18 protein-coding genes are annotated in these 19,476 nt (G+C 68.8%); 5 read left to right on the top strand and 13 right to left on the bottom strand.

Annotated features, from left to right (window positions below):
- Positions 1-68: 68 nt before the first annotated feature.
- The 3 genes from ACYVGE_RS08765 to ACYVGE_RS08755 all read left to right on the top strand — a co-directional run bounded on the left by ACYVGE_RS08765 (position 69) and on the right by ACYVGE_RS08755 (position 3,000).
- Positions 69-734, top strand: coding sequence for a TetR/AcrR family transcriptional regulator (locus ACYVGE_RS08765; protein ID WP_460729031.1), 666 nt, complete (start codon positions 69-71; stop codon positions 732-734).
- Positions 735-870: 136 nt separating this feature from the next.
- Complete coding sequence (locus ACYVGE_RS08760; protein WP_460729029.1) at positions 871-1,527, top strand: protein-L-isoaspartate O-methyltransferase family protein; 657 nt, start codon at positions 871-873, stop codon at positions 1,525-1,527.
- 27 nt (positions 1,528-1,554) lie between these two features.
- Complete coding sequence (locus ACYVGE_RS08755) at positions 1,555-3,000, top strand: TolC family outer membrane protein (RefSeq protein WP_460729027.1); 1,446 nt, start codon at positions 1,555-1,557, stop codon at positions 2,998-3,000.
- Between the two features lie 81 nt (positions 3,001-3,081).
- On the opposite strand, the gene waaA is transcribed toward ACYVGE_RS08755, so the two are convergent.
- Entirely contained in the window at positions 3,082-4,392 is a 1,311-nt protein-coding gene (waaA, locus tag ACYVGE_RS08750; protein ID WP_460729025.1) for a lipid IV(A) 3-deoxy-D-manno-octulosonic acid transferase, read from the bottom strand.
- Positions 4,393-4,463: 71 nt separating this feature from the next.
- Between waaA and lpxL the strand changes: the two genes are divergently transcribed.
- A complete protein-coding gene (lpxL, locus tag ACYVGE_RS08745) occupies positions 4,464-5,423 on the top strand; it encodes an LpxL/LpxP family Kdo(2)-lipid IV(A) lauroyl/palmitoleoyl acyltransferase (RefSeq protein WP_460729023.1) in 960 nt (319 codons plus the stop codon).
- On the opposite strand, the gene ACYVGE_RS08740 is transcribed toward lpxL, so the two are convergent.
- From ACYVGE_RS08740 to ACYVGE_RS08715, 6 genes are all read right to left on the bottom strand, one after another.
- A complete protein-coding gene (locus tag ACYVGE_RS08740) occupies positions 5,416-6,744 on the bottom strand; it encodes an O-antigen ligase family protein (protein ID WP_460729021.1) in 1,329 nt (442 codons plus the stop codon). The genes lpxL and ACYVGE_RS08740 overlap by 8 nt on opposite strands.
- Positions 6,737-7,843, bottom strand: coding sequence for a glycosyltransferase family 4 protein (locus tag ACYVGE_RS08735; protein ID WP_460729018.1), 1,107 nt, complete (start codon positions 7,841-7,843; stop codon positions 6,737-6,739). The genes ACYVGE_RS08740 and ACYVGE_RS08735 overlap by 8 nt, the downstream gene beginning before the upstream one ends.
- A gap of 151 nt (positions 7,844-7,994) precedes the next feature.
- Entirely contained in the window at positions 7,995-8,192 is a 198-nt protein-coding gene (locus ACYVGE_RS08730) for a zinc-finger domain-containing protein (protein ID WP_460729016.1), read from the bottom strand.
- A gap of 178 nt (positions 8,193-8,370) precedes the next feature.
- Positions 8,371-9,072, bottom strand: coding sequence for a pirin family protein (locus tag ACYVGE_RS08725; protein ID WP_460729014.1), 702 nt, complete (start codon positions 9,070-9,072; stop codon positions 8,371-8,373).
- A 6-nt stretch (positions 9,073-9,078) separates the two neighbouring features.
- Positions 9,079-9,684, bottom strand: coding sequence for a YceI family protein (locus ACYVGE_RS08720; RefSeq protein WP_460729012.1), 606 nt, complete (start codon positions 9,682-9,684; stop codon positions 9,079-9,081).
- A gap of 79 nt (positions 9,685-9,763) precedes the next feature.
- Positions 9,764-10,354, bottom strand: coding sequence for a malonic semialdehyde reductase (locus ACYVGE_RS08715; protein ID WP_460729010.1), 591 nt, complete (start codon positions 10,352-10,354; stop codon positions 9,764-9,766).
- A 134-nt stretch (positions 10,355-10,488) separates the two neighbouring features.
- Between ACYVGE_RS08715 and ACYVGE_RS08710 the strand changes: the two genes are divergently transcribed.
- Positions 10,489-11,439 carry a mitochondrial fission ELM1 family protein gene (locus ACYVGE_RS08710; protein ID WP_460729007.1) on the top strand — a complete coding sequence of 317 codons (951 nt, stop codon included), beginning with the start codon at positions 10,489-10,491 and terminating at the stop codon, positions 11,437-11,439.
- A gap of 23 nt (positions 11,440-11,462) precedes the next feature.
- Here the strand turns inward: ACYVGE_RS08710 and glnE are convergent, their stop codons facing one another.
- The 6 genes from glnE to ACYVGE_RS08680 form a co-directional block, all read right to left on the bottom strand.
- A complete protein-coding gene (gene glnE / locus ACYVGE_RS08705; protein ID WP_460729005.1) occupies positions 11,463-14,240 on the bottom strand; it encodes a bifunctional [glutamate--ammonia ligase]-adenylyl-L-tyrosine phosphorylase/[glutamate--ammonia-ligase] adenylyltransferase in 2,778 nt (925 codons plus the stop codon).
- 75 nt (positions 14,241-14,315) lie between these two features.
- Positions 14,316-15,737 carry a S8 family serine peptidase gene (locus ACYVGE_RS08700; protein WP_460729003.1) on the bottom strand — a complete coding sequence of 474 codons (1,422 nt, stop codon included), beginning with the start codon at positions 15,735-15,737 and terminating at the stop codon, positions 14,316-14,318.
- 338 nt (positions 15,738-16,075) lie between these two features.
- Positions 16,076-16,765, bottom strand: coding sequence for a TorF family putative porin (locus ACYVGE_RS08695; protein WP_460729001.1), 690 nt, complete (start codon positions 16,763-16,765; stop codon positions 16,076-16,078).
- Positions 16,766-16,774: 9 nt separating this feature from the next.
- Positions 16,775-18,064: a S8 family peptidase gene (locus ACYVGE_RS08690; protein WP_460728999.1), complete on the bottom strand. Its 1,290-nt coding sequence runs from the start codon at positions 18,062-18,064 to the stop codon at positions 16,775-16,777.
- A 2-nt stretch (positions 18,065-18,066) separates the two neighbouring features.
- The gene (locus ACYVGE_RS08685) at positions 18,067-18,750 is read right to left on the bottom strand and encodes a S8 family serine peptidase (RefSeq protein ID WP_460728997.1); all 684 of its coding nucleotides are present in this window, start codon (positions 18,748-18,750) and stop codon (positions 18,067-18,069) included.
- Positions 18,747-19,349 (bottom strand): RNA polymerase sigma factor, encoded by a 603-nt coding sequence (locus ACYVGE_RS08680; protein ID WP_460728995.1) that lies wholly within the window; start codon positions 19,347-19,349, stop codon positions 18,747-18,749. The genes ACYVGE_RS08685 and ACYVGE_RS08680 overlap by 4 nt, the downstream gene beginning before the upstream one ends.
- Between the last annotated feature and the right edge of the window lie 127 nt (positions 19,350-19,476).

The following is a 19,476-nucleotide window of genomic DNA, read 5'->3' as shown; positions in this document are numbered from 1 at the left end:
TACGGGGGAATTAGTGAACTAGCCGGTACTGTATATTTATAAAACCCGCTAGTCTAGTATCTGACCCCATGAAGTCCGCACCCTCGAAAATCCCGACCCCCAAACCCAGCAGCCCCGGCCGGCCCAAGGACCTGGGCAAGCGCGCCGCGATCCTGGAAGCGGCCAAGCGCATGTTCACGGCGCACGGGTTCGAGCGCGTGAGCATGGATCAGATCGCCGCCGAGGCCGGCGTCTCCAAGCTCACCGTCTACAGCCACTTCGGCGACAAGGAGACGCTGTTCTCCGCCGCCATCACCGCCAAGTGCGAGGAACAACTGGCCAATGGCCTGTTCGCGGTCGACCCGGATTCCTCGCTGCGCAATCAACTGCTCGGCATCGGCCGCGCCTTCGTCACCCTGATCAACAGTGAGGAATCGCTCGCGATCCATCGCGTGGTGACCACGCAGCCGCCGCCGACCAAGCTCGGCCAGCTGTTCTGGGACGCGGGGCCGCGCCTGGTGCAGGAGGCCCTGGCCTCCTTCCTTCGGGACGAGATCGCCGCGGGTGCGCTGGATATCCCGGACGTGCAGCGTGCCGCCTCACAATTCCTGTGCATGCTCAAGGGCGAGATGAACATGCTCCTGCTGTGCGGCTGCATCGAGCAGATCGACCCGGTCGAAGCGGAGGCGCACGTGCAGGCGACCGTCGACATGTTCCTGCGCGCCTACCAGGCCACGCCGGCACGCAAGCGCTGAGCACGCTCTGGTTACTTCAGTCTTGGTTACTTCTGGCACTAAGGCGGAAATCGGCCCGGCAGCGATCCTTTCCACGGCGATGGGCAAGCCCAGTCGTTAGAATTGGCACCCCGCCGTCCCCTACAGAATCCCCGAGATGAGCACGATCGATTTCGCCAAGGCCCGTGAACTGATGGTCGAACAGCAGGTTCGCCCCTGGGACGTGCTCGACCCGCGCGTGCTCGACGTCCTCGCCACGCTGCCGCGCGAAGGCTTCGTGCCCGCCGCGCACCGCACCCTGGCCTACACCGACCTCGCCCTGCCCTTGGGCCACGGCGAAGTGATGATGAAGCCGGTGGTCGAAGGCCGCGCCCTGCAGGCGCTTGGACTCGCTCCGGGCGACGATGTTCTGGAAATCGGCACCGGCAGCGGCTTCCTCGCCGCCTGCCTGGGCCAGCTGGCGCGCGAGGTGGTCAGCCTCGAACGCCACGCCGATCTCGCCGACGCCGCGCGCGCCAACCTGGCCGCACGGGGCATCGGCAATGTCAACGTGATCACCGCCGATGCGTTCTCGTGGGAAAGCAGCCGCCGTTTCGCCGCGATCTGCGTCACGGCCGCCGTGTCCACGATCCCGACGCGCTTCATCGATTGGCTGCAACCGGATGGCCGCATGTTCATCGTGCGCGGCCGGTCGCCGGCGATGGAAGCCGTCCTGCTGCGCAACCAGTCGGGCTCGCCGCGCATCGAATCCCTGTTCGAGACCGATCTCCCCTACCTCGCCGGCGCTGCGCCGGCGCCCACGTTCGAGTTGTAACGAGTTGTATAAAAACAAGGACCTTGCATGAGCCGCCGTCATCCGCTTGTTCTCGCACTAGCCGCTGTCATCAGCACCTCGGCCCTGCTGCCCGTCGCAGCCCACGCCGAAGACCTGTTGCAGACCTACGAACTGGCGCGCGCAGGCGATCCGCAGTTCTCCGGTGCCGAATCCACCCGCCTCGCCATCCGTGAAGGTTCGGTGCAGGCCCGCTCCGCGCTGCTGCCGCAGATCGGCGCGGATGCGACCATGAACCGGAATCGCAGCACCAATCCCGGCGAAAGCACGATCGATCCGGATAACGATCCGACCACCCCGAACGACATCTTCATCAGCCGCAGCAAGTCGGAAACCACGACCCGGGACCTGAGCGTCAACGTGCGCCAGATGGTCTATGACCACAGCAACTTCACCCGTCTCAAGAGCGCCAACGCCCTGACCGAAGCGGCCGATTACCAGCTCGACTCGGCCGCGGACGCCCTGATCACCCGCACCTCGGACGCCTATTTCCAGGTCCTGGTGCAGTTGGAATCACTCGCTGCCGCCGAGGCCGCCGAAACCGCGCTGAAGAAGCAGTTCGATTTCGCCTCCAAGCGCCTCGAGGTCGGCCTCGCGCCGATCACCGACGTGCATGAAGCCCGCGCCCAGTACGACAGCGCGCGCGCCAACACCATCCTGGTCCGCAACGCGGTCGAGGATTCCTACCAGGCGCTGCGCGAACTCACCGGCCAGCCCGTGACGAACCTGAAGGGCCTGCCGGAAGACTTCAAGCCGACCCTGCCGGAGTCCACCGGCATCGACCAATGGGTGGACTCCGCCGCCACGAACAACCCGGCACTGAAGGCCAAGCAACTGCAACTGCAGTCGGCCGAGGCTGACGTGAGCACCGCACGCGCGGGGCACTACCCGACGCTGTACCTCAACGGCGGCTACGGCGACACCAAGACCTGGGGCGACAACAACTTCACCAGCACCGGCGGCCCGTTCTCGTCTGACATCGACAACCACAACTATGGTCCATTCATCGGCGTGACCCTGTCGGTGCCGATCTACACCGGCGGCTTCACCCAGTCCACCGTGCGCCAGGCGCTCGCGCGCCGCGACGTCACCGAAGACGAACTGACCCAGCAGAAGCGCGCGCTCGACCGCAATACGCGCAATGCCTACCAGACCCTGGTCGCCGGTATCAGCGAAGTGGAAGCCCGCCGCCTGGCGCTGGTTTCCGCCCGTGCCGCCTATGACGCCTCGCAGGTCGGCCTGGAAGTCGGCACCCGCACCGTGCTGGACGTGTTGACCAACCAGCAGAACCTGTTCCGCGCCCAGCTGGCCTATGCGCAGACCCGCTACAACTTCCTGCAGGCCCGCCTCCTGCTCGAGCAGGCCGCCGGCACGCTCGACGTGGATGACATGAAGGAGATCAACGCATTGCTGACGGTGGATACCGAGGCCAAGCTACAGACGCCGTTGCAATAAAACGCGGCGGATGGCGATGCAACGAAGGCGGCCGATGGCCGCCTTTGTTTTTTACTGGTGGCCGCGATGCCGGCCCTCGCCTCAACCGCGCGGGCGCAGTACCGGCTCCAGCAGGGCCAGGGTGCGCGCCACCGCACCGCGTCCGGTTTCAATCAGCATGCGCCCGGCCTGGACCATGCGCGCCCGCGCCTGCGGATCCCCGAGCAGGGCGGCGACATCGCGGCCGATGGCCTCCGCATCGGCGCCGATCTCCAGCGCGCCTGCCTGCTCGAGTCGTTGCGCGATCTCGGCGAAGTTGTGCAGGTGCGGACCGGTCACGATCGCGGTCCCCGTCGCCGCCGGCTCGAGCAGGTTGTGGCCGCCGATGGCCTGCAGGCTGCCGCCGACGAAGGCGACATCGGCACAGGCGTAGAAATTCACCAGCTCGCCCAGTGTGTCGACCACGAACACCGCGTCATCGCGTTGCGGCCAGCCGCCACGCGCCCGGGCGGAAACCCGCCAGCCCGCACTGCGCGCCTGTTCGGCCACCGCGCGGAAGCGTTCGGGATGCCGCGGCGCCCACAACAGCAGCAGGTCGGGGAACGCCGCGCGCAGGCGTCGGTGGATCGCGATGACGTCGGCTTCCTCGTCCTCGTGCGTACTCGCCGCGATCCATACCGGCCGGCCCGGGACGTGCGCGCGGAACCCGGTGGCGAACTGCGCGACGCTGTCGGGCACGTTGACGTCGTACTTGAGGTTGCCCACTTCCAGCGCCTGCTCCTCGCGCGCGCCCAGGTGTACGAAACGCTGCGCGTCGGCATGCGATTGCGCCGCGACCGTATGCACGGTTCGCAACGCGCGCCCCACCAGCGGCGCCAGCACCTGGTAGCCATGCAGCGAACGCGCCGACAGGCGCGCATTGAGGATGTAGCTGGGAATCCCGCGATCGCGGCAGCCGAACAGCAGGTTCGGCCACAACTCGGTCTCCATGATCAGCGCCGCGAAGGGTCGGTAGTGATCAAGGAAGCGCCCGACCGCACCAGGCAGGTCGTAGGGCAGGTAGACGTGCTCCACCTCGTCCTTCCACAGCGCGCGCACGCGCTCGGACCCGGTCGGCGTGATCGTGGTGACCAGCAGGCGCAGGTCGGGATAGGTGCGGCGCAGCGCCTGCACGAGCGGCAACGCGGCATTCACCTCGCCAACCGACACCGCGTGCACCCACAGCGTGCGCGGGGGCATCGGATCCTGGTTGTAGACCGCGTAGCGCTCCGCCCAGCGTTGCAGGTAGGCAGGCTGGCGGAAGCCGCGCCAGATCAGGTGATAGATCGTGATGGGAGCAAGCAGGTACAGGGCCGCCGAATACAGGACGCGCAGGAGGCGCTCGACGAGATCAGGCTTCGTTACTGGCGGCATCGGCGAAGGATAACGAAGTTGCCACCACCCTCGCTGGCCTGCTGCTTCCACGGCATCGTTAGAATCGCCCCATGTCCGAAGCGCATCCGTCCACCCCCGTCGCCAGCCCCACCGATCCCGGCACGCCCCCGCGTGGCCCGCGACACTGGCCGATGTGGCTCGCCTACGCCGCGATGTGGACCGCCGCGCGATTGCCGTGGCCGCTGCAGCGCGCACTGGGCCGCGTGGCGGGATGGCTGGCGCGGATGCTGATCCCCACGCGCCGCCGTGCCGCGCGCATCAACATCGCGCTGTGTTTTCCCGAACTGGACGAAGCCGCGCGCGAACGCCTGCTGCGCGCGCACTTCCGCGACGTCGGTATCGGCCTGTTCGAATTCGCGCGGGCATGGTGGGGTTCGGCGGAACCCATGCGCCGCACCGTCACCATCGAAGGCCTGGAGCACGTGCGCGCGCTGCAGGCGCAAAAGCGCGGCGTCCTGTTCGTCTCCGGCCACTTCATGACCCTGGAACTGTGCGGACGCCTGATGTGCGACCACATCCCGCTCGCCGGCATGTACCGCCGCCTGCGCAGCCCGGTGCTGGAGTGGGCGGTCAAGCGCGGCCGGCTGCGTTATGCCTGCGCGATGTACAGCAACGACGAGATCCGCCCGGCGATGCGCCACCTCAAGCAGGGCGGCTTCCTCTGGTACGCGCCGGACCAGGACATGCGCGGCAAGGACACTGTGTTCGCGCCGTTCTTCGGCGTACCGGCGGCGACGATCACCGCCACGCACCAGTTCGCGCGCCTGAGCGGCTGCGCGGTGATCCCGTTCTTCCATCGCCGCGAAGGCGCGGATTACGTGTTGCGCGTGGGCGCACCGCTGGCGGATTTCCCCTCCAGCGACGCCACCGCCGACAGCGCACGCGTCAATGCCAGCATCGAGGCGATGGTGCGCGAGGCGCCGAGCCAGTACCTGTGGATCCACCGCCGCTTCAAACGGCGCCCGGCGGGCATGGTGTCGCCATACAAGACGCAGCGGGCGGCTACCTAGCGACCGCCGCGCCGCGCACGCCGCGCGAGAGCAGGCTGCCGGCGTACAACGCCGCCAGCAACAGCGTCAGCCCACCCCAGAACGTGGAGTAGAACGCCAGGTGGGTGTTGAACGGGAATACGGTCGCGGCCAGCGCGAGCATGGCCGGACGGGCATCCTCGCGCGCGGCCTCGTCGGCGAAACGCCATGCCCGCCACGCCAGGGCGACGCCCGACAGCCACAGCAGCAGGCCGATGCCGCCGGTTTCGCTGAGGATCTCGAGCACGATCTGGTGCGCATGCAGCGCGGGACCGCTGCCCCAGGCCGGCGGCTGCGATGGATCGGGATCGCAGGCGGGGAAGGCTTCGCGGAAACCGCGCGCGCCCACGCCGTTGACCGGATGTTCGCGTGCCATGCACAGCGCCGCGCCCCAGATGCGACCACGGCCCGACAGCGCGCTGTCGACACCGGTCTCGTCCGCGGTCAACGCATGCGTGGTGCGCTGCATGCGTTCGCGTACCTGCGGCACGGTCGCCGTCATCACCGCCATGGCGATCGCACCGAAGGCGAACACGCCGAGCAGTCGCTTCCATCCCAACAGGCCCCAGCCCGACAACACCAGCACCACGGCGAAGGTGATCCACGATGCGCGCGAACCGGCCAACAGCAGCACCAGGCCGATCGTGGCGGCGGCGACCAGCCAGCCCGTCGCGTGGAAGCGGCGACCCGCGGCGTACAACGCGAACGGCGACATGCTCGCCAGCACCTGGCCGAGCTTCAGGTTGCACGGCCCCAGCACGCCGCTGAGGCGGTCGGCCGCGGCGACTTCCTCGCTCGTGCACATCGGATGGTGGCTGATGGCCTGCTTGATCGAATCGATGCCGAAGAACAGCGGGCTGGTGCCGGTGAACGCCTGCACCAGCGCATCCAGCGTCCACACGCCGACGATGACGGCCAGCCCGGTGAAGGTGACGCGGCGTCCGCGCGGACTGGCCACCGCGGAGGCGACCAGCCACAGGAACGGCAGGTAACGCAGGTCTTCGGCGGTCTGCGCGAACGAGTGCGCGCGATCGATGCTGTCGATGGCGGACACCAGTTCCGGCACCCAGTAGGCGCAGAACAGCACGCTCGTAAGCGCCCAGGCATGGTTGCTCAGCAGTTGCGCGCCGCCGCGGAAGCGCGACACCACCAGTTTGAAGATCGCCGCCAGGGCGCCCAGCACGAGGACCGCTTCGGCATAACCCGGCGCCGGCCACAGGGCGACATAGGTGAGGATCCAGGCGGGCGCCCAGTGCCAGCCACCCTCCTGGTCGCCATGGATGGCGGCAGGGGCCTCAGCCACAGAGTTCGGTGTAGACGGCAAGCGTGGACTCCTGCATCGCGCGCAGCGTGTGCGGAATGGTAGCCGGAGGCGACGGCGGCTGCGCCAGCAGGTCGCGTGCGGCCTGCAGCAGTGCGTCGGCATCGAAGGGGGCGACGCCGCCGCGTGGTTGCAACTGTGCGAGCAGTTCGCCCACGCCGCCATGGGCCCAGCCGAGCACGGGACGCCCCACGGACAGCGCCTCGACGACGGTGCGGCCGAAGGATTCGGGTTTGCGCGAGAGCTGCAGCACCAGGTCGCTGGCCGCGTAAGCGCGCGCGATCTCGTGGGTGGGCGGAGTGAAGGCGACGGCCTCGGCGACGCCAAGCGCAGCGGCTTCGCGTTCGAGTTCGGCGATGTAAGCCTCGCGGCCGGCCTCGCGCGCGCCCGGCAACCACAGCGTGGCCGCGCTGCCCGCAGCGCGCAGCCCCGCCAGCAGCCTGAGCGCATCGGCGTGGCCCTTGAGGCGTGTACCGCGCCCGGGCAGCAGCAGCAACGGGCCAGGCGTCGCCAGGGCCGGATGCTGCGTCGCTGCCCACGCCCGTGCGGCGGCATCCGGGTACGGCGCGCGCGGGAACATCGCCGTGTCGATGCCACGGGGAATCACGCGCAGCCTGGCCGCGTCGGTCGCCGGGTAATGCTTCAGCACGTAGTGGCGCACGGTGTCGGACACGCAGATCACACGCTCGCCGCGCGTCATCACCGCGCTGTAGCGCGAGGGCGAATTGAGTCCGTGCACGGTGGTGACGAAGCGCGGCCGGTTGCGCATGCCGCGCAAGGCGAACACCGCCAGCCACGCCGGCAGGCGCGAACGCGCGTGCACGAGGTCGACGCGTTCGTGCGCGAACAAGGCGCGCAGCGCGCGGACATGGCGCAGTGTCAGCAGCGACTTGCGGCCGATGTCCAGGGTGATGTGTTCGGCGCCCAAGGCCTGCAATGCCGGCACCAGCCGACCGCCGGCGGAGACGACGATGGCGCGATGGCCGGCGCGCACCAGCGCCTCGGCGATCTCGAGCGTGGAACGTTCGACCCCGCCGGATTCCAGCGCGGGCAGCAACTGCACAACTGTCAGGCGGCGCATGGGCCCGCGACAGACCCGACGACACGCCAGGGTTTAAGCCGCGCCCGCGGCCGGTAATGGCAAACCACCGGCGCCTCGATGGCGATCGGAATGCGGCGGGGCGCTCGCATGGCCTGTCCTTAGCTGATCGAAGAGATCGGGATGACGGCGGTCAATCTTCGAGCACGAAGTGCGCGCCGCAGTACGGGCACTGGCATTCGCGTTCGGCTTCGATGGGCAGGTACACGCGCGGATGCGAGTTCCACAGCGCCATCGACGGCAGCGGGCAGCTCAGCGGCAGGTCGGCGCGGGTGACGACGTAGCGCTTCTCGGCGTTGGCCTGGGTCGGATGAATCGGGGCGGCAGTCATGGCGTGCGACTTCGTGAAGCGTGGGGGCGCATTGTAGGGCGCCGCGATGATCTTCCACTAGCGGCCCGGTTCAGCGCGCCGCAGCGCGCCGAGGCAGGTGGCGACCGGCTTTTCGACGGTACATTGTGCTTACCCGGGCTCGCGGTCCGCCCCCTCAGTGGAACGCGGCTGAGTCCGCCTACGGCAGGTCGAACAGCAGCACTTCGCTGGCCTCGGTGGCCGCGAGCTGCAAAGTTCCGCTTTCCTCGGTCAGGCCGATGGCATCGCCGGCGGCGAGCTTCCTGCCCGCCGCTTCGACGGCGCCGCGCACGACCTGCAGCCAGTAGCGGCGCTGCGGATCCAACGGCTGCCCGATCCCGGCGCCTGCCTCCAACCGCGTGAGGTACAGCCGCGCGTCCTGGCGGATGGCGAGGCTGCCATCGGCGCCGTCGGGCGAGGCCAGCAACGCCCAGCGTCCGCGGGATTCGTCGCCTGCCGCCACCCGTTGCCCATAGGCCGGCCGCGCGTTGAGGCGGTCGGGCTGGATCCAGATCTGCAGGAAGTGCACGGGCTCGGCATCGCTGGCGTTGTATTCGCTGTGCTCGATGCCATGGCCGGCGCTCATCCACTGCAACTCGCCGGCGCGGATCACGCCGCCACCGCCGCTGTCGTCGCGATGAGCCAGTGCGCCCTCGAGCACGTAGCTGAGGATTTCCATGTTGGCGTGGCGATGCGGGGGGAAGCCCGCACCGGCGGCGACGCGATCGTCGTTGATCACCCGCAGCGCACCGAAACCCATCCACGCGGGGTCGTAATAGCTCGCGAAGGAGAAGGTGTGCCGGCTGGCAAGCCAGTCGGCACCCCCACGGCCACGCGCATCGGCGGGACGCTCGATGATCATCGCGGCTTACTTCTTGGCCGCGTCCGGCTTCGGCACCATCGCCTCGGTGGTGATGCGGATGGTGATGTCGTCGCTGACGTTGGGGACGAACTTGGCGATGCCGAACTCGCTGCGCTTGATCGTGGTGCTGGCGTCGAAGCCGATGGCCGCACGCTTGCCCAGCGGATGCTCGCCGGACTTGTTCAGGGTCACCTCGAGCACCGCCGGCTTGGTCACGCCGTGCACGGTGAGGTCGCCGATCACGCGCAGCTTGTTGTCGCCGGCGGGTTCGGTCTTGGTGCTGGCGAAGGTGATGACCGGGAACTGCCCGGCGTCGAAGAAATCGCCGCTGCGCAGATGCTCGTCCAGATCCGGCACACCGGTGTCGAGACCGGTCAGCGGGATGGTGACCTTGACCGACGACTGGCCGACATGGGCGGCGTCGTAGACGATCACGCCATCGACCTCGCCGAAGCGCGCGGTCGGGTGCGAGAAGCCGAAGTGGGTCCAGCCGGCGATGACGTTGGTGTGGTTGGGATCGATCTTGTACGACACCGGGGCAGCGAAGGCGTTGCCAGCCAGGGTATTACCCGCCAGGAACAGCGCGGCGGCGAGGGTCAGGGGTTTGAACATGGTGGACTCCGTGGAAATGTGGTGATGCAGGGAGGCGCGTAACGCGCCGGAAGATTCGCAAAACAGATCAGAACCCAGATCAGACGATGCGCGCGGCCTCGTCGAAGGCGAGGCGGGGCGAGCGCGGGAACAGCTTTTGCGCATCGCCATGGCCGAGGTTGACGAGGAAGTTCGATTTCCAAGGCGTGCCCGCAAAGAACGCCGCGTCGACCTTGGCATTATCGAAGCCCGACATCGGCCCGCAATCCAGGCCCAGCGCGCGCGCGGCCAGGAGCAGGTAGGCGCCCTGCAGGCTGCCGTTGCGCAGGCAGATGGTCTCGATCGCGGCTGCGGGCTTGCTGTCGAACCAGCTCCTGGCGTCGGTGTGCGGGAACAGGTACGGCATCTTCTCGAAGAAGGTCGTGTCGTAGGCGACGATCACCGTCACCGGCGCGGCCATGGTCTTGGCGTAATTGCCTTCGTCCAGCGCCGGACCGAGCTTGGCCTTGGCCTCCGCCGACTTCACGAACACAAAGCGCGCCGGGGAGGAATTGGCCGTGGTCGGTCCCCACTTGAGCAGGTCGTAAAGCTGGTGCAGCAACTCGTCGCTGACCTCACCGCCGATCTCGTTGTGGGTGCGGGCGGTGCGGAACAACTGGTCCAGCGCGTCGGCCGGCAAGGCGGAATGCATCAATCGATCTCCAGGACACAGGAATACGGATACAGCGGGCGCAGGGGTGCGTGGCCGTCGCGGCCAAGGCGGGGAAGTGTAGAGTCTGGCGCGTGAAACCACAGGCGGCGACGCCGGAACGGACCTATTCCCCGATGCAACAACGCCCCGATGCCTGGACGCTCAGCGATGGCCATGCCGGCAACGTGCGGCAGGCGCAGGCCCTGGTCGCGGCGTTGGGCACGGCATCGGCGCGAGAGTGGACGCTGCAGGCACGCGCACCCTGGCGCTGGCTGTCGCCGCGGCGGCTGCCGGCGGCGCGCAACGCCTTCGGCGCTGCCTTCGCGCACGCACTGGCGGCCCCGCCGCACCTCGCCATCGGCTGCGGTCGCCAGGCCGCCCTGGCGACGCGGCTGTTGCGCGAGCGCGGCACACGCGCGGTGCAGATCCTCGATCCGCGCATCGATCCGCGGCATTGGGACGTGGTCATCGCCCCCGAACACGATGGCCTTGGCGGCGACAACGTCATCACCCTGCTCGGCAGCCTGCATCCGGTCGACGACCTGTGGCTGGCGGCTTCGCGGCAGCAATTCGCCGCGTTCGCGCAGTTGCCGCAACCGCGCACGGCGGTGCTGCTCGGCGGGACGAGCGCGCATGGCAGCGTCGACCTCGAGGCGCTTGCGCATGGGCTCGACGCACTGGCGGCGCACGTTGCACGCGAAGGCGGCAGCGTGCTGGCAACCGCGTCGCGCCGCACGCCCGCGCCGGCACAGGTGCTGCTGCGGGAAAAGCTGGGGGCACTCGGCGTCACGTGGTGCGACGCAGGCGACGGCCCCAATCCGTACGCAGGGCTGCTGGGCTGGGCGGACCGCATCGTCTGCACCGCCGACTCGGTGAACATGCTGTCGGAAGCGGCCGCGACCAACGCACCGGTGTTCGTGTCCGGCCACGACGCGATCAGCGGGCGGCCGCGCCGCTTCGTCGACAGCCTGATCGCACGCGGCCGCATCCGCGCGCTGGACGAGTCGTTGGTTCCCTTTGCGGTGACCCCGCTGCGCGAGACCGCACGCGTCGCGGCGGAAGTCCGTACCCGCCTGGGCCTGTAGCCCGCAAACGCACGGCTTTGGCGCTATTCGAAAGCGAGGCCGTTGGCCCGCGCGGCGGTACGCACGGCCACGCGCGCGGCTTCGAGCCCGGCATCGAGTGGCAGGCGCCGCGCACGGCGATCCAGCGTGCACTCCAGTCCACGCGACAGCAAGGTAGCGTGCGCCTCCAACAGCGCGGCGGTGGTCGCGGCGTCGAACAGGCCGGCCGCGTGCATCGCATCCACCAGTCCGGGGGTGTTGCGTGGCGCGAGCAGCTCGCGCCGCGATTGCGCATGCACCAGCACCAGCGCCTGCAGCACGAACTCCAGGTCGACCAGCCCGCCCTCGCCCTGCTTGAGATCGAACACGGCCGCATCGCTGCGATCCAGCTCCGCGCGCATGCGCCGGCGCATCGCGACCACATCCTCGCGCACCTGCGCGGGATCGCGTGCATGCGCCAGCGTTTCCGCGCGCACGCGCTCGAAGTCGGCATGCAGGACCGGGTCGCCGGCGACGAAGCGCGCGCGCACCAGCGCCTGGTGTTCCCAGGTCCACGCGCGCTCGCGCTGGTAGTCGCCGAAGCTGGCGAGCGATGACACCAGCAGGCCCTTGGCGCCGTCGGGACGCAGGCGCACGTCGACCTCGAACAGCCGTCCCGCGGCAGTGACCGCGCCCAGCAGCGCCACGATCTTCTGCGCCAGCCGTGCGAACCAGCGCGTCGCGTCCAGGGGCCGCGCGCCATCCGAGTGCGCGTCGGGCGGCGCGTCGTACAGGAAGACCAGGTCGAGATCGGAGCCGAAGCCGAGCTCCTCGCCGCCAAGGCTGCCGTAGCCGAGCACGACGAACCGCGCATCGGCGATGACGCCGTGCGCGCTGCCGACTTCCTGCCACGCCAGCGCCAGCACACGCGCGACCACGCCGTCGGCGAGCCAGGCCAGCTGCTGCGCGCTCGCTGCAGCGGGCTGGCGGTGGTCGCGCACGGCCATCGCGATGCGGAAGCTCAGCGCCTGCCGCAGCTCGTTGAGTTCCTGCAACACCTCTTCGGTGTCGTCGCCGGCGACGGCGGCGCACGCTTCGAGCAGGGCCTCGCGACCGGGCAGGCTGCCGCCGACACGCGCATCCAGCAGTTCATCCAGCAGGAGTGGATACGCGGCGAGACGTTCGGCCAGCAGGGCACTGCGGGACACGACGTCGACCAGCCGCTGCAGCGCCGCGGGTTGTTCGTCGAGCAGTGCCAGGTAGGCACTGCGGCGTAGGATGTTCTGCAGCAGGGCCAGGAGCCGGCGCAGCGCCAGCATCGGGTGCTGCGAACCCGCCGCCCCCTGCAGCAACGCCGGCAGCACGCGATCGAGGCGCGCGCGCGCAGAATCCGACAGCCCTTTCACGCCCGGACTGCGGGCGAGATCACGCAGCAGACCGTCGGCCTGCTCGGCTTCCGCGAAACCGGCAGCGCGCAGCTCGTCGGCATCTCCTGCATCGGGCAGCGCATGCCAGTACGACGCCAGCGCGCCGGGGGTCAGCGCCTTGTGCCGGGGCGCGAGCAGTGCGTCGAACTCGGCGGTGACGCGCGCACGATGCGCATCGAGCTCGGCCCGCAAGGCGTCCCAGCCGGTGTAGCCCAGTGCAATGGCGATGCGCCGCCGATCCTCATCGCGATCCGGCAGCGCGTGCGTCTGCGCGTCGGCAAGCATCTGCAGGCGGTTCTCGATGCGTCGCAGGAATCGATAGGCATCCGCCAGTGCGATGCCGGTGTCCGCGCTGACGTGGCCGGCATCGACCAGGGCCTGCAGCGCCGGCAACAGGCGGCGCTCGCGCAGGTGCGGCTCGCGCCCGCCGCGGATCAGCTGCAACGCCTGCGCCAGGAATTCGATTTCGCGGATGCCGCCAGGACCGCGCTTGATGTCGTCGGCCAGCTCGCGGCGGGCGACTTCGGCGCTGATCGCCGCCTTCATCGAACGCAGTCCGTCGAGCGCGCCATAGTCGAGGTAACGCCGATACACGAACGGCCGCAAGGTTTCGAGGAAACGTTCGCCCGCCGCGAGGTCGCCGGCGACCGGGCGCGCCTTCTGCCATGCGTAGCGCTCCCAGTCGCGACCTTCGTGCTGGAAGTACTGCTCCATCGCCGCGAACGACCACGCGACGCGGCCGACGTTGCCATACGGGCGCAGGCGCAGGTCGACGCGGTGACTGAAACCGTCGGCGGTGGCTTCATCGAGCAGCTTCGCCAGTTGCTGGCCGATGCGCGCGTAATAGGTTTCGGCCGCCAGCGCGCGGGCGCCGTCGGACTCACCGTCGCACTCGTAGGCATAGACGAGATCGATGTCGGAACTGAAGTTCAGTTCGCCACCGCCGAGCTTGCCCAGCCCGTACACCACCAGCCGCTGCGGCTGGCCCTGGCGGTCGCGGATCACGCCATGGCGCTGGGCGAAATCCTGCTCGATCGCGCCCAGCGCGCGTTGCAGGCAGGTTTCCGCCAGGGCCGTGGCACCCGCGAGCGTGTCGCCCACCGCATCCATGCCCAGGACATCGCGCCACACCAGCCGTGCCGATTCCGCCGCGCGGTAACGCCGCAGCAGCGCGGGCCAGTCGGCCCGGTTCTCCGCGGTCAGCTCCGGCGGCGCCGGTGCCGGCATGTCGGCCAGCAACCGGGGCAGCAGTTCGGGCTGGCGCAGCATCGTCTCGACCGCGAAGTCGCTGGCCAGCGCGACGCGGCGCAGGCGATCGCAGGCCTGCGGATCGGCCAGGGCCTCGGCGCACCCGGGCAGGTTGCGCAGGCGCTGCAGCGCGCGTTCGGCGATGGCATCACGGGTTGCGTCCTTCATCCGCGCAATTCTGGCATGCGCGAAAAAATGCGGCCGCCCGGAGGCGGCCGCATGGTCTGACGCATTAGCGGAAACTCAGAACTGCACGGCTTTGGCAGCGTTGACGCGTCCGGCACCGTAGAAGTCGTCGTTACCCGGCTTGCCCAGGTCGTCGGACGACGCGCGCAGGATGCGCTCGACCTCCGACGGAGCCAGCTCGCCACCGTGCTTGCCGATGATCAACGCGGCAACGCCCGAGACGTGCGGCGCCGCCATGCTGGTACCCGACGACCAGCTGTAGGACGCCAGCAACGGACCGCCCGGATTCTGGGCGTAGCCACCCACCGCAAACACGCCGTCGAACACCCAGCACGGACGGACGATGCCGGCGACAAGGCAGTTCTCGTTGCCCGCATAGGCGAAGTCGCCGCCTGGCGCGGCTACCGTGATTCCCGACTGCCCGTAGTTGGTGTAGCTGGCGGGAAGGTCGAGGTTGCTGCCGCCAGTGGTCGCCCAGCCCATCGGCGACGTTGCCGCGACGCTGACCACGTTGGGCAGCTGTGCCGGGAACGCACGCAGGTTGGCGCGGTAGCAGTCGGCGCCATCGCAGATCTGCACGCCCGAATCGTGGTCGAGATCGCGTCCGTCGTTACCGGCGGAGACAATCGTGATCGCGTTCTGCGAGCGCGCATAGGCCACCGCGCGCTTGGTGGCATTGACCAGTTCCGCCGTGTCGTTGGCGCCCGGGCCATTGACCTGGAGTCCGCCACGCACGCCCAGGCTCATGTTGATGACATCGGCACCGTGGTCGGCGGCATAGACGATGCCGTTGATGATCCCCTCGAAGCTGCCGCTGCCCGAGACTTCCGACAGCACCTTGACCGCCAGGATCTTGGCTTCCGGCGCAACACCTATCGTGCCGATGCCATTGTCCGGCGATGCGATGGTGCCGGCGGTGTGCGAGCCATGGTTGAACGCGTTGACATGGGTCAGGCAGACGCCCTCCCCCGCTACGAACGAGGTCGATTCCGACATCAGCAGGTTGGCGGCGATATCCGGATGCAGGCACGCGATGCCCGAATCGAGCACGGCTACCGTCGCGCCGGCGCCGCGATAGCCGGCATTCCAGGCCCCTGCGACGTCGACGGCCGCACTGCCCCACTGCAGATTGAATCGTGTGTCGTTATCGCCTGACGCGGGCGGATTGGCGAAGTCCGCCTCGACGACCGAAGTCGCTTCGGGAATGTCGTACTGCAGCACGATGTCCTGCACCACCGAACGCACACCCTGCACTTTCGCTGCGCGCGCCTTGAAGGCACCGTCCGTCGATTCGACGAAGACGACGCCGATCTGCGGCAGTCGCGCGGTGATCGTGCCGCCCGCGGCTTCGATCTTGCGCGCGAGCTGCGTATCGAACGCGAGGTTCTTTGCCTGGACCACATAAGTCGCCGCGTGCGCGGACGACGCAAACACCACACCACCGAGTGCCACGCAAATGGCACGAGAGAGCTGTCTCATGAGTAGTAATCCTTGATTGCCCCTGGGGAAGCGTGCGGCCCATCACGCTTTGGCCAGTCTAGACAGCCGGTGCAGCCCGGCGCCCGCTGCACTGCAGCATCGGGCCGGCTCAAGGAAGCGCCCATAAAAAAGCCCGCTATCGGTCGGAACCGGTAGCGGGCCTTGCTCCCTCCCCCACGTCGGGATGCGAGCCGATCGTGAAGGAAGCGTTATTCCCAATGCACGCTGCAGTGCAAAACGATACTTGGGAGTTCAGAAAGCCGCCCGCCGAGGCTGCTTTTCCGGGGGCTTGGGGCACGCCAAGCCATGGAGGTGGATGGCTTCCACGGCTGTCAGGGTCACCACGCGCGCGACAGCGTCACGATCCAGCCGCTGTCGTCGTTGCCCCCGGCCGGGTACTGGCGCGCACGTTCGTCGCGGCCATTGACCTGGCTCCAGGCTATCCGCAGATCGAACGGTTCGAGCGCGATGCCCAGCCCGACCTGGGCGTCGACGCGTGTGTCGCCCCCGTCATCGCCGGTTCCATCTTCGCCGCGGCGCTGCCATCCCAGGTGTCCCAGCAGCCGCAGGCGCCTGCCCATCGGCTGGTTGCCGTTGAGCTCGAAATAGACCGCAGGAACATCCCGGTCGGGATAGCGCGGCGCGTACGAGAGCCGCGCACCCAGTCGCTGCGAGGCGAGGCCGACATGGAACTCCGGATAGTTGTAGTCCGGCTCCCCCACCAACGCCACGTACTCGGCGCCCGCGTCCCAACTCAGATTGCCGCGCATGCGCCGCGCATAGCCGGCGTATGCAATCGCCTGCAGATCCGCCTCGGTGCCGAACGGGCGTCGCACGCTCGAGAGCATGGCTCCTGCATACCAGCCCCCCGCCGTGTCGTAGGCGAGACCCAGTTGCAGTGCCGGCCCTTCATCGCTCAGCGAAATGCCACGCCAGCGGTAGTCCGACGTCAAGGTGACGGTGCCCGAAACCTGGGCATGGGCGCCGGCAGCAGCCAACAGGGCGCCAAGTGCAACCACGACTCGCACGGGATGCTCTCACCGGCGCGGCATCGACCTCGCTGTCTGCGCTGCGGCGCAGTCGCAGACGCAACGCTGGCTGACGTGCGCGACCGCGGCGCACGCGTCGATCGACTGGGGCCGCCTCGGCGCCAACCCTACCGCATCGGTGGTCAATGCGTGGCGCAGCTGCGCAGGGGCGAGTCCGGGCGAGAGTTCGCGCAACAGGGCCACTAGGCCACTGACCTGCGCCGCCGCATACGACGTCCCCGACACCAAGCGCCAGTGGCCGCCGGGCACCGGCGCAGGAATGCCCTGGCCGGGTGCCAGCAGGACCCCGGGCACGCGCGCGCCCTCGTTGATGGCGGCGATGGCGAGCACACCCGGATGGATGGCCGGGAAGCCACCATCCACGGCTTTCGCATCGACGGCCCCGACGATCGCCACGCCCTGCGCGAGCGCGACATCCAGCAGGCGCGCGAGCAGCCGATCCGGTGGACCGGTCAGGCTGAGGTTGAGCACCTGCGTCTTCGCATCCACTGCGAACTGCAGTGCCTTGGCGAGGGTGAAGGTGCTGCATAGCGCGGTGTCGGTCGCCGTCGGTTGCCAGCACGCCCGCAATGCCAGCAATCGCGCATCCGGCGCGACGCCTTCGATCCCGATGCGGTCATCGGTGCGCGCCGCGATGATCCCCGCCACCTCGGTGCCATGGCTCTCGGCGCGATACGCACTGCCGTCAACGAAGTTGCGCGCCAGCGCCACCCGTCCGCGCAGATCGGGATGCGCGGTGTCGACACCGCTGTCGACGGCCGCAATGGTGATGCCGTGACCGGTCGCCAGCGCATGCAGTTCATCCAGGTGCCAGCGCGCAACCGCAGGCTGGGCCATCGCCAGGGGATCACCGGCGCCCAGCATCCGGAAGCGCTGCATCGGCTCGACCGACTCCACGCGCGGATCGGCGGCCAGACTCGGGATGGCGCGCGCGCGCTCGTCGGCGTTGGGCGCTTCGAGCACGAAGCAATCCAGCCCCAGCGCCGGCATCGGCCATTCGTCCGACAACTGCAGGCCATGCTCGCGGGCAAGCGTGGCGACGATGCGCTTGCGCGCCGCGTGTCCGGGCGCGGACTGGTAGCCGTTGCCGTAGGCATTGTCGGGACGGAAGTGCGGCGGCGGTGCGCGCAACATCACCAGCAGTTGCCGGTCGAGGACGGCTTCATCCTTGGCGCCGCTGTCGATGGCCGCGCGCCCAGGATCCGGCTGTACCTGTGCCATCGCGCTGCCCACCATCGACAGGCACGCCGTCAACAAGAGGAGCAGAAGCGCGCGCATGGTCAGCGTCCGGCCGCGGCATCGAGCGGCTCGACCAGCACCACGCCCTGGGTGGCGCGCAGCGCGGCGTGCGCGCTTGCGACGCGCGCGGCCGGGATGGCAAGCACGTAAGCCCCCGCCTCGTTGGGCCCGTCGATGATGCGTGCCCCGTTCGCGCGCAGTAACGCGCGCATCCGCTCCTGGCTCATGGCCGGTTCGAACACCACGACCAGCTGGCGGCTTTGCGCATCGACCGGTAGGGCATCGGTCGCGCCAAGGGCGTGGTACACCGCGGGCCCGTCGCGTTGCACGCCGGGATCCGGGACCATGCTCATCAGCAGCGTGCCTCCCAACACGAGGATGCCCAGCCCTTGGGCGACCACCAGGCCGCGCAGCCACAACGGCATCTGCGGCCACGCACGGTGCCAGTCCCGCCACTGCAGCGGCGCAGGCGACTTGTCGCTCGCCTGCACGCGACGCCGCAGCCTGGCGAAGGAGGGCGCAGGCATCGCCGGTGCGGCCTGCGCGTACGTCTCGCGCAACTGCTGCAGTTCCTCTACTTCGCGCCGGCACTGTGCGCACTCGTCGAGGTGGTGCGACATGCGTTCGAACTCGCTTGCCTCGAGCGTGCCGTTGACCCACCAGGGCAGCAGGCGCTGCGCCTCGAGGTGCGCCGAACCGCCGAACGGGAGCACGCGGCCGCTCACATGGCCTCCTCGCGGTCCGCGCTCAACAGGTTTTTCAATCGCTGGCGTGCGTAGAACATGCGTGTCTTCACCGTGTCGACCGGGCAACCCATGATCTGTGCGATTTCGCGGCAGGCGTAGCCCAGGTAGTACGTCAGCTCGATCGCGGCACGCTGCTCCGGCGACAAGGTTCGCAGGGCCGCATCCAGTCGCACGCGCAATTCATGCCGCGCCAGCTCGCTTTCCGGCTCCTGCTCGGCGGGCATCGGCCCCGCCGAGTCCGCGCCGGATTCGACGGCATCGTCGACCTGCCGCAAGGCCTTGAGCGCCTGCCGATAGGCGATCCCGAAAATCCATGTCGACACCCTCGCATCCGGGTTGTAGGTATGCGCCTTGCGCCACACCACCAGCATGGTGTCGTCGAGGATTTCCTCGACCAGCGGCGGCCGCCGCGTCATGCCCAACAGGAATCGCGCAAGCCGCGGGTGATACAGGCCATACAGCAATTCGAACGCTTTCATATCCTCGGCTGCGACCTTCTCCATCAGCGCGGCCTCGTCCACGGACGCCGCACCCTGCATGTCTCGCGCATCGATGCCGGTGCCCGGCCGTCGCACCATTCGTTCTCGTCCTCGCTGCTTGGTGAATGCCCGGAGCGGACGCTGCGGTTCAATTGTCGGCGCCCCGAACGCCGTCGATGTTCAGGCGGCGTGAGGATGAACCTTCGTCGGCGTGGCCGGCATACAC

The sequence above is a fragment of the Lysobacter rhizosphaerae genome (assembly GCF_054779795.1).
This window is presented reverse-complemented; position numbering and strand designations above follow the sequence as displayed.

Bases quoted from the DNA above. Each gene is read 5' to 3' on its own strand.
- ACYVGE_RS08765 (WP_460729031.1), top strand. From the start codon at position 69: ATGAAGTCCGCACCCTCGAAAATCCCGACCCCCAAACCCAGCAGCCCC.
- ACYVGE_RS08760 (WP_460729029.1), top strand. From the start codon at position 871: ATGAGCACGATCGATTTCGCCAAGGCCCGTGAACTGATGGTCGAACAG.
- ACYVGE_RS08755 (WP_460729027.1), top strand. From the start codon at position 1,555: ATGAGCCGCCGTCATCCGCTTGTTCTCGCACTAGCCGCTGTCATCAGC.
- waaA (WP_460729025.1), bottom strand. From the start codon at position 4,392: ATGCCGCCAGTAACGAAGCCTGATCTCGTCGAGCGCCTCCTGCGCGTC.
- lpxL (WP_460729023.1), top strand. From the start codon at position 4,464: ATGTCCGAAGCGCATCCGTCCACCCCCGTCGCCAGCCCCACCGATCCC.
- ACYVGE_RS08735 (WP_460729018.1), bottom strand. From the start codon at position 7,843: ATGCGCCGCCTGACAGTTGTGCAGTTGCTGCCCGCGCTGGAATCCGGC.
- ACYVGE_RS08730 (WP_460729016.1), bottom strand. From the start codon at position 8,192: ATGACTGCCGCCCCGATTCATCCGACCCAGGCCAACGCCGAGAAGCGC.
- ACYVGE_RS08725 (WP_460729014.1), bottom strand. From the start codon at position 9,072: ATGATCATCGAGCGTCCCGCCGATGCGCGTGGCCGTGGGGGTGCCGAC.
- ACYVGE_RS08720 (WP_460729012.1), bottom strand. From the start codon at position 9,684: ATGTTCAAACCCCTGACCCTCGCCGCCGCGCTGTTCCTGGCGGGTAAT.
- ACYVGE_RS08715 (WP_460729010.1), bottom strand. From the start codon at position 10,354: ATGCATTCCGCCTTGCCGGCCGACGCGCTGGACCAGTTGTTCCGCACC.
- ACYVGE_RS08710 (WP_460729007.1), top strand. From the start codon at position 10,489: ATGCAACAACGCCCCGATGCCTGGACGCTCAGCGATGGCCATGCCGGC.
- glnE (WP_460729005.1), bottom strand. From the start codon at position 14,240: ATGAAGGACGCAACCCGTGATGCCATCGCCGAACGCGCGCTGCAGCGC.
- ACYVGE_RS08700 (WP_460729003.1), bottom strand. From the start codon at position 15,737: ATGAGACAGCTCTCTCGTGCCATTTGCGTGGCACTCGGTGGTGTGGTG.
- ACYVGE_RS08690 (WP_460728999.1), bottom strand. From the start codon at position 18,064: ATGCGCGCGCTTCTGCTCCTCTTGTTGACGGCGTGCCTGTCGATGGTG.
- ACYVGE_RS08680 (WP_460728995.1), bottom strand. From the start codon at position 19,349: ATGGTGCGACGGCCGGGCACCGGCATCGATGCGCGAGACATGCAGGGT.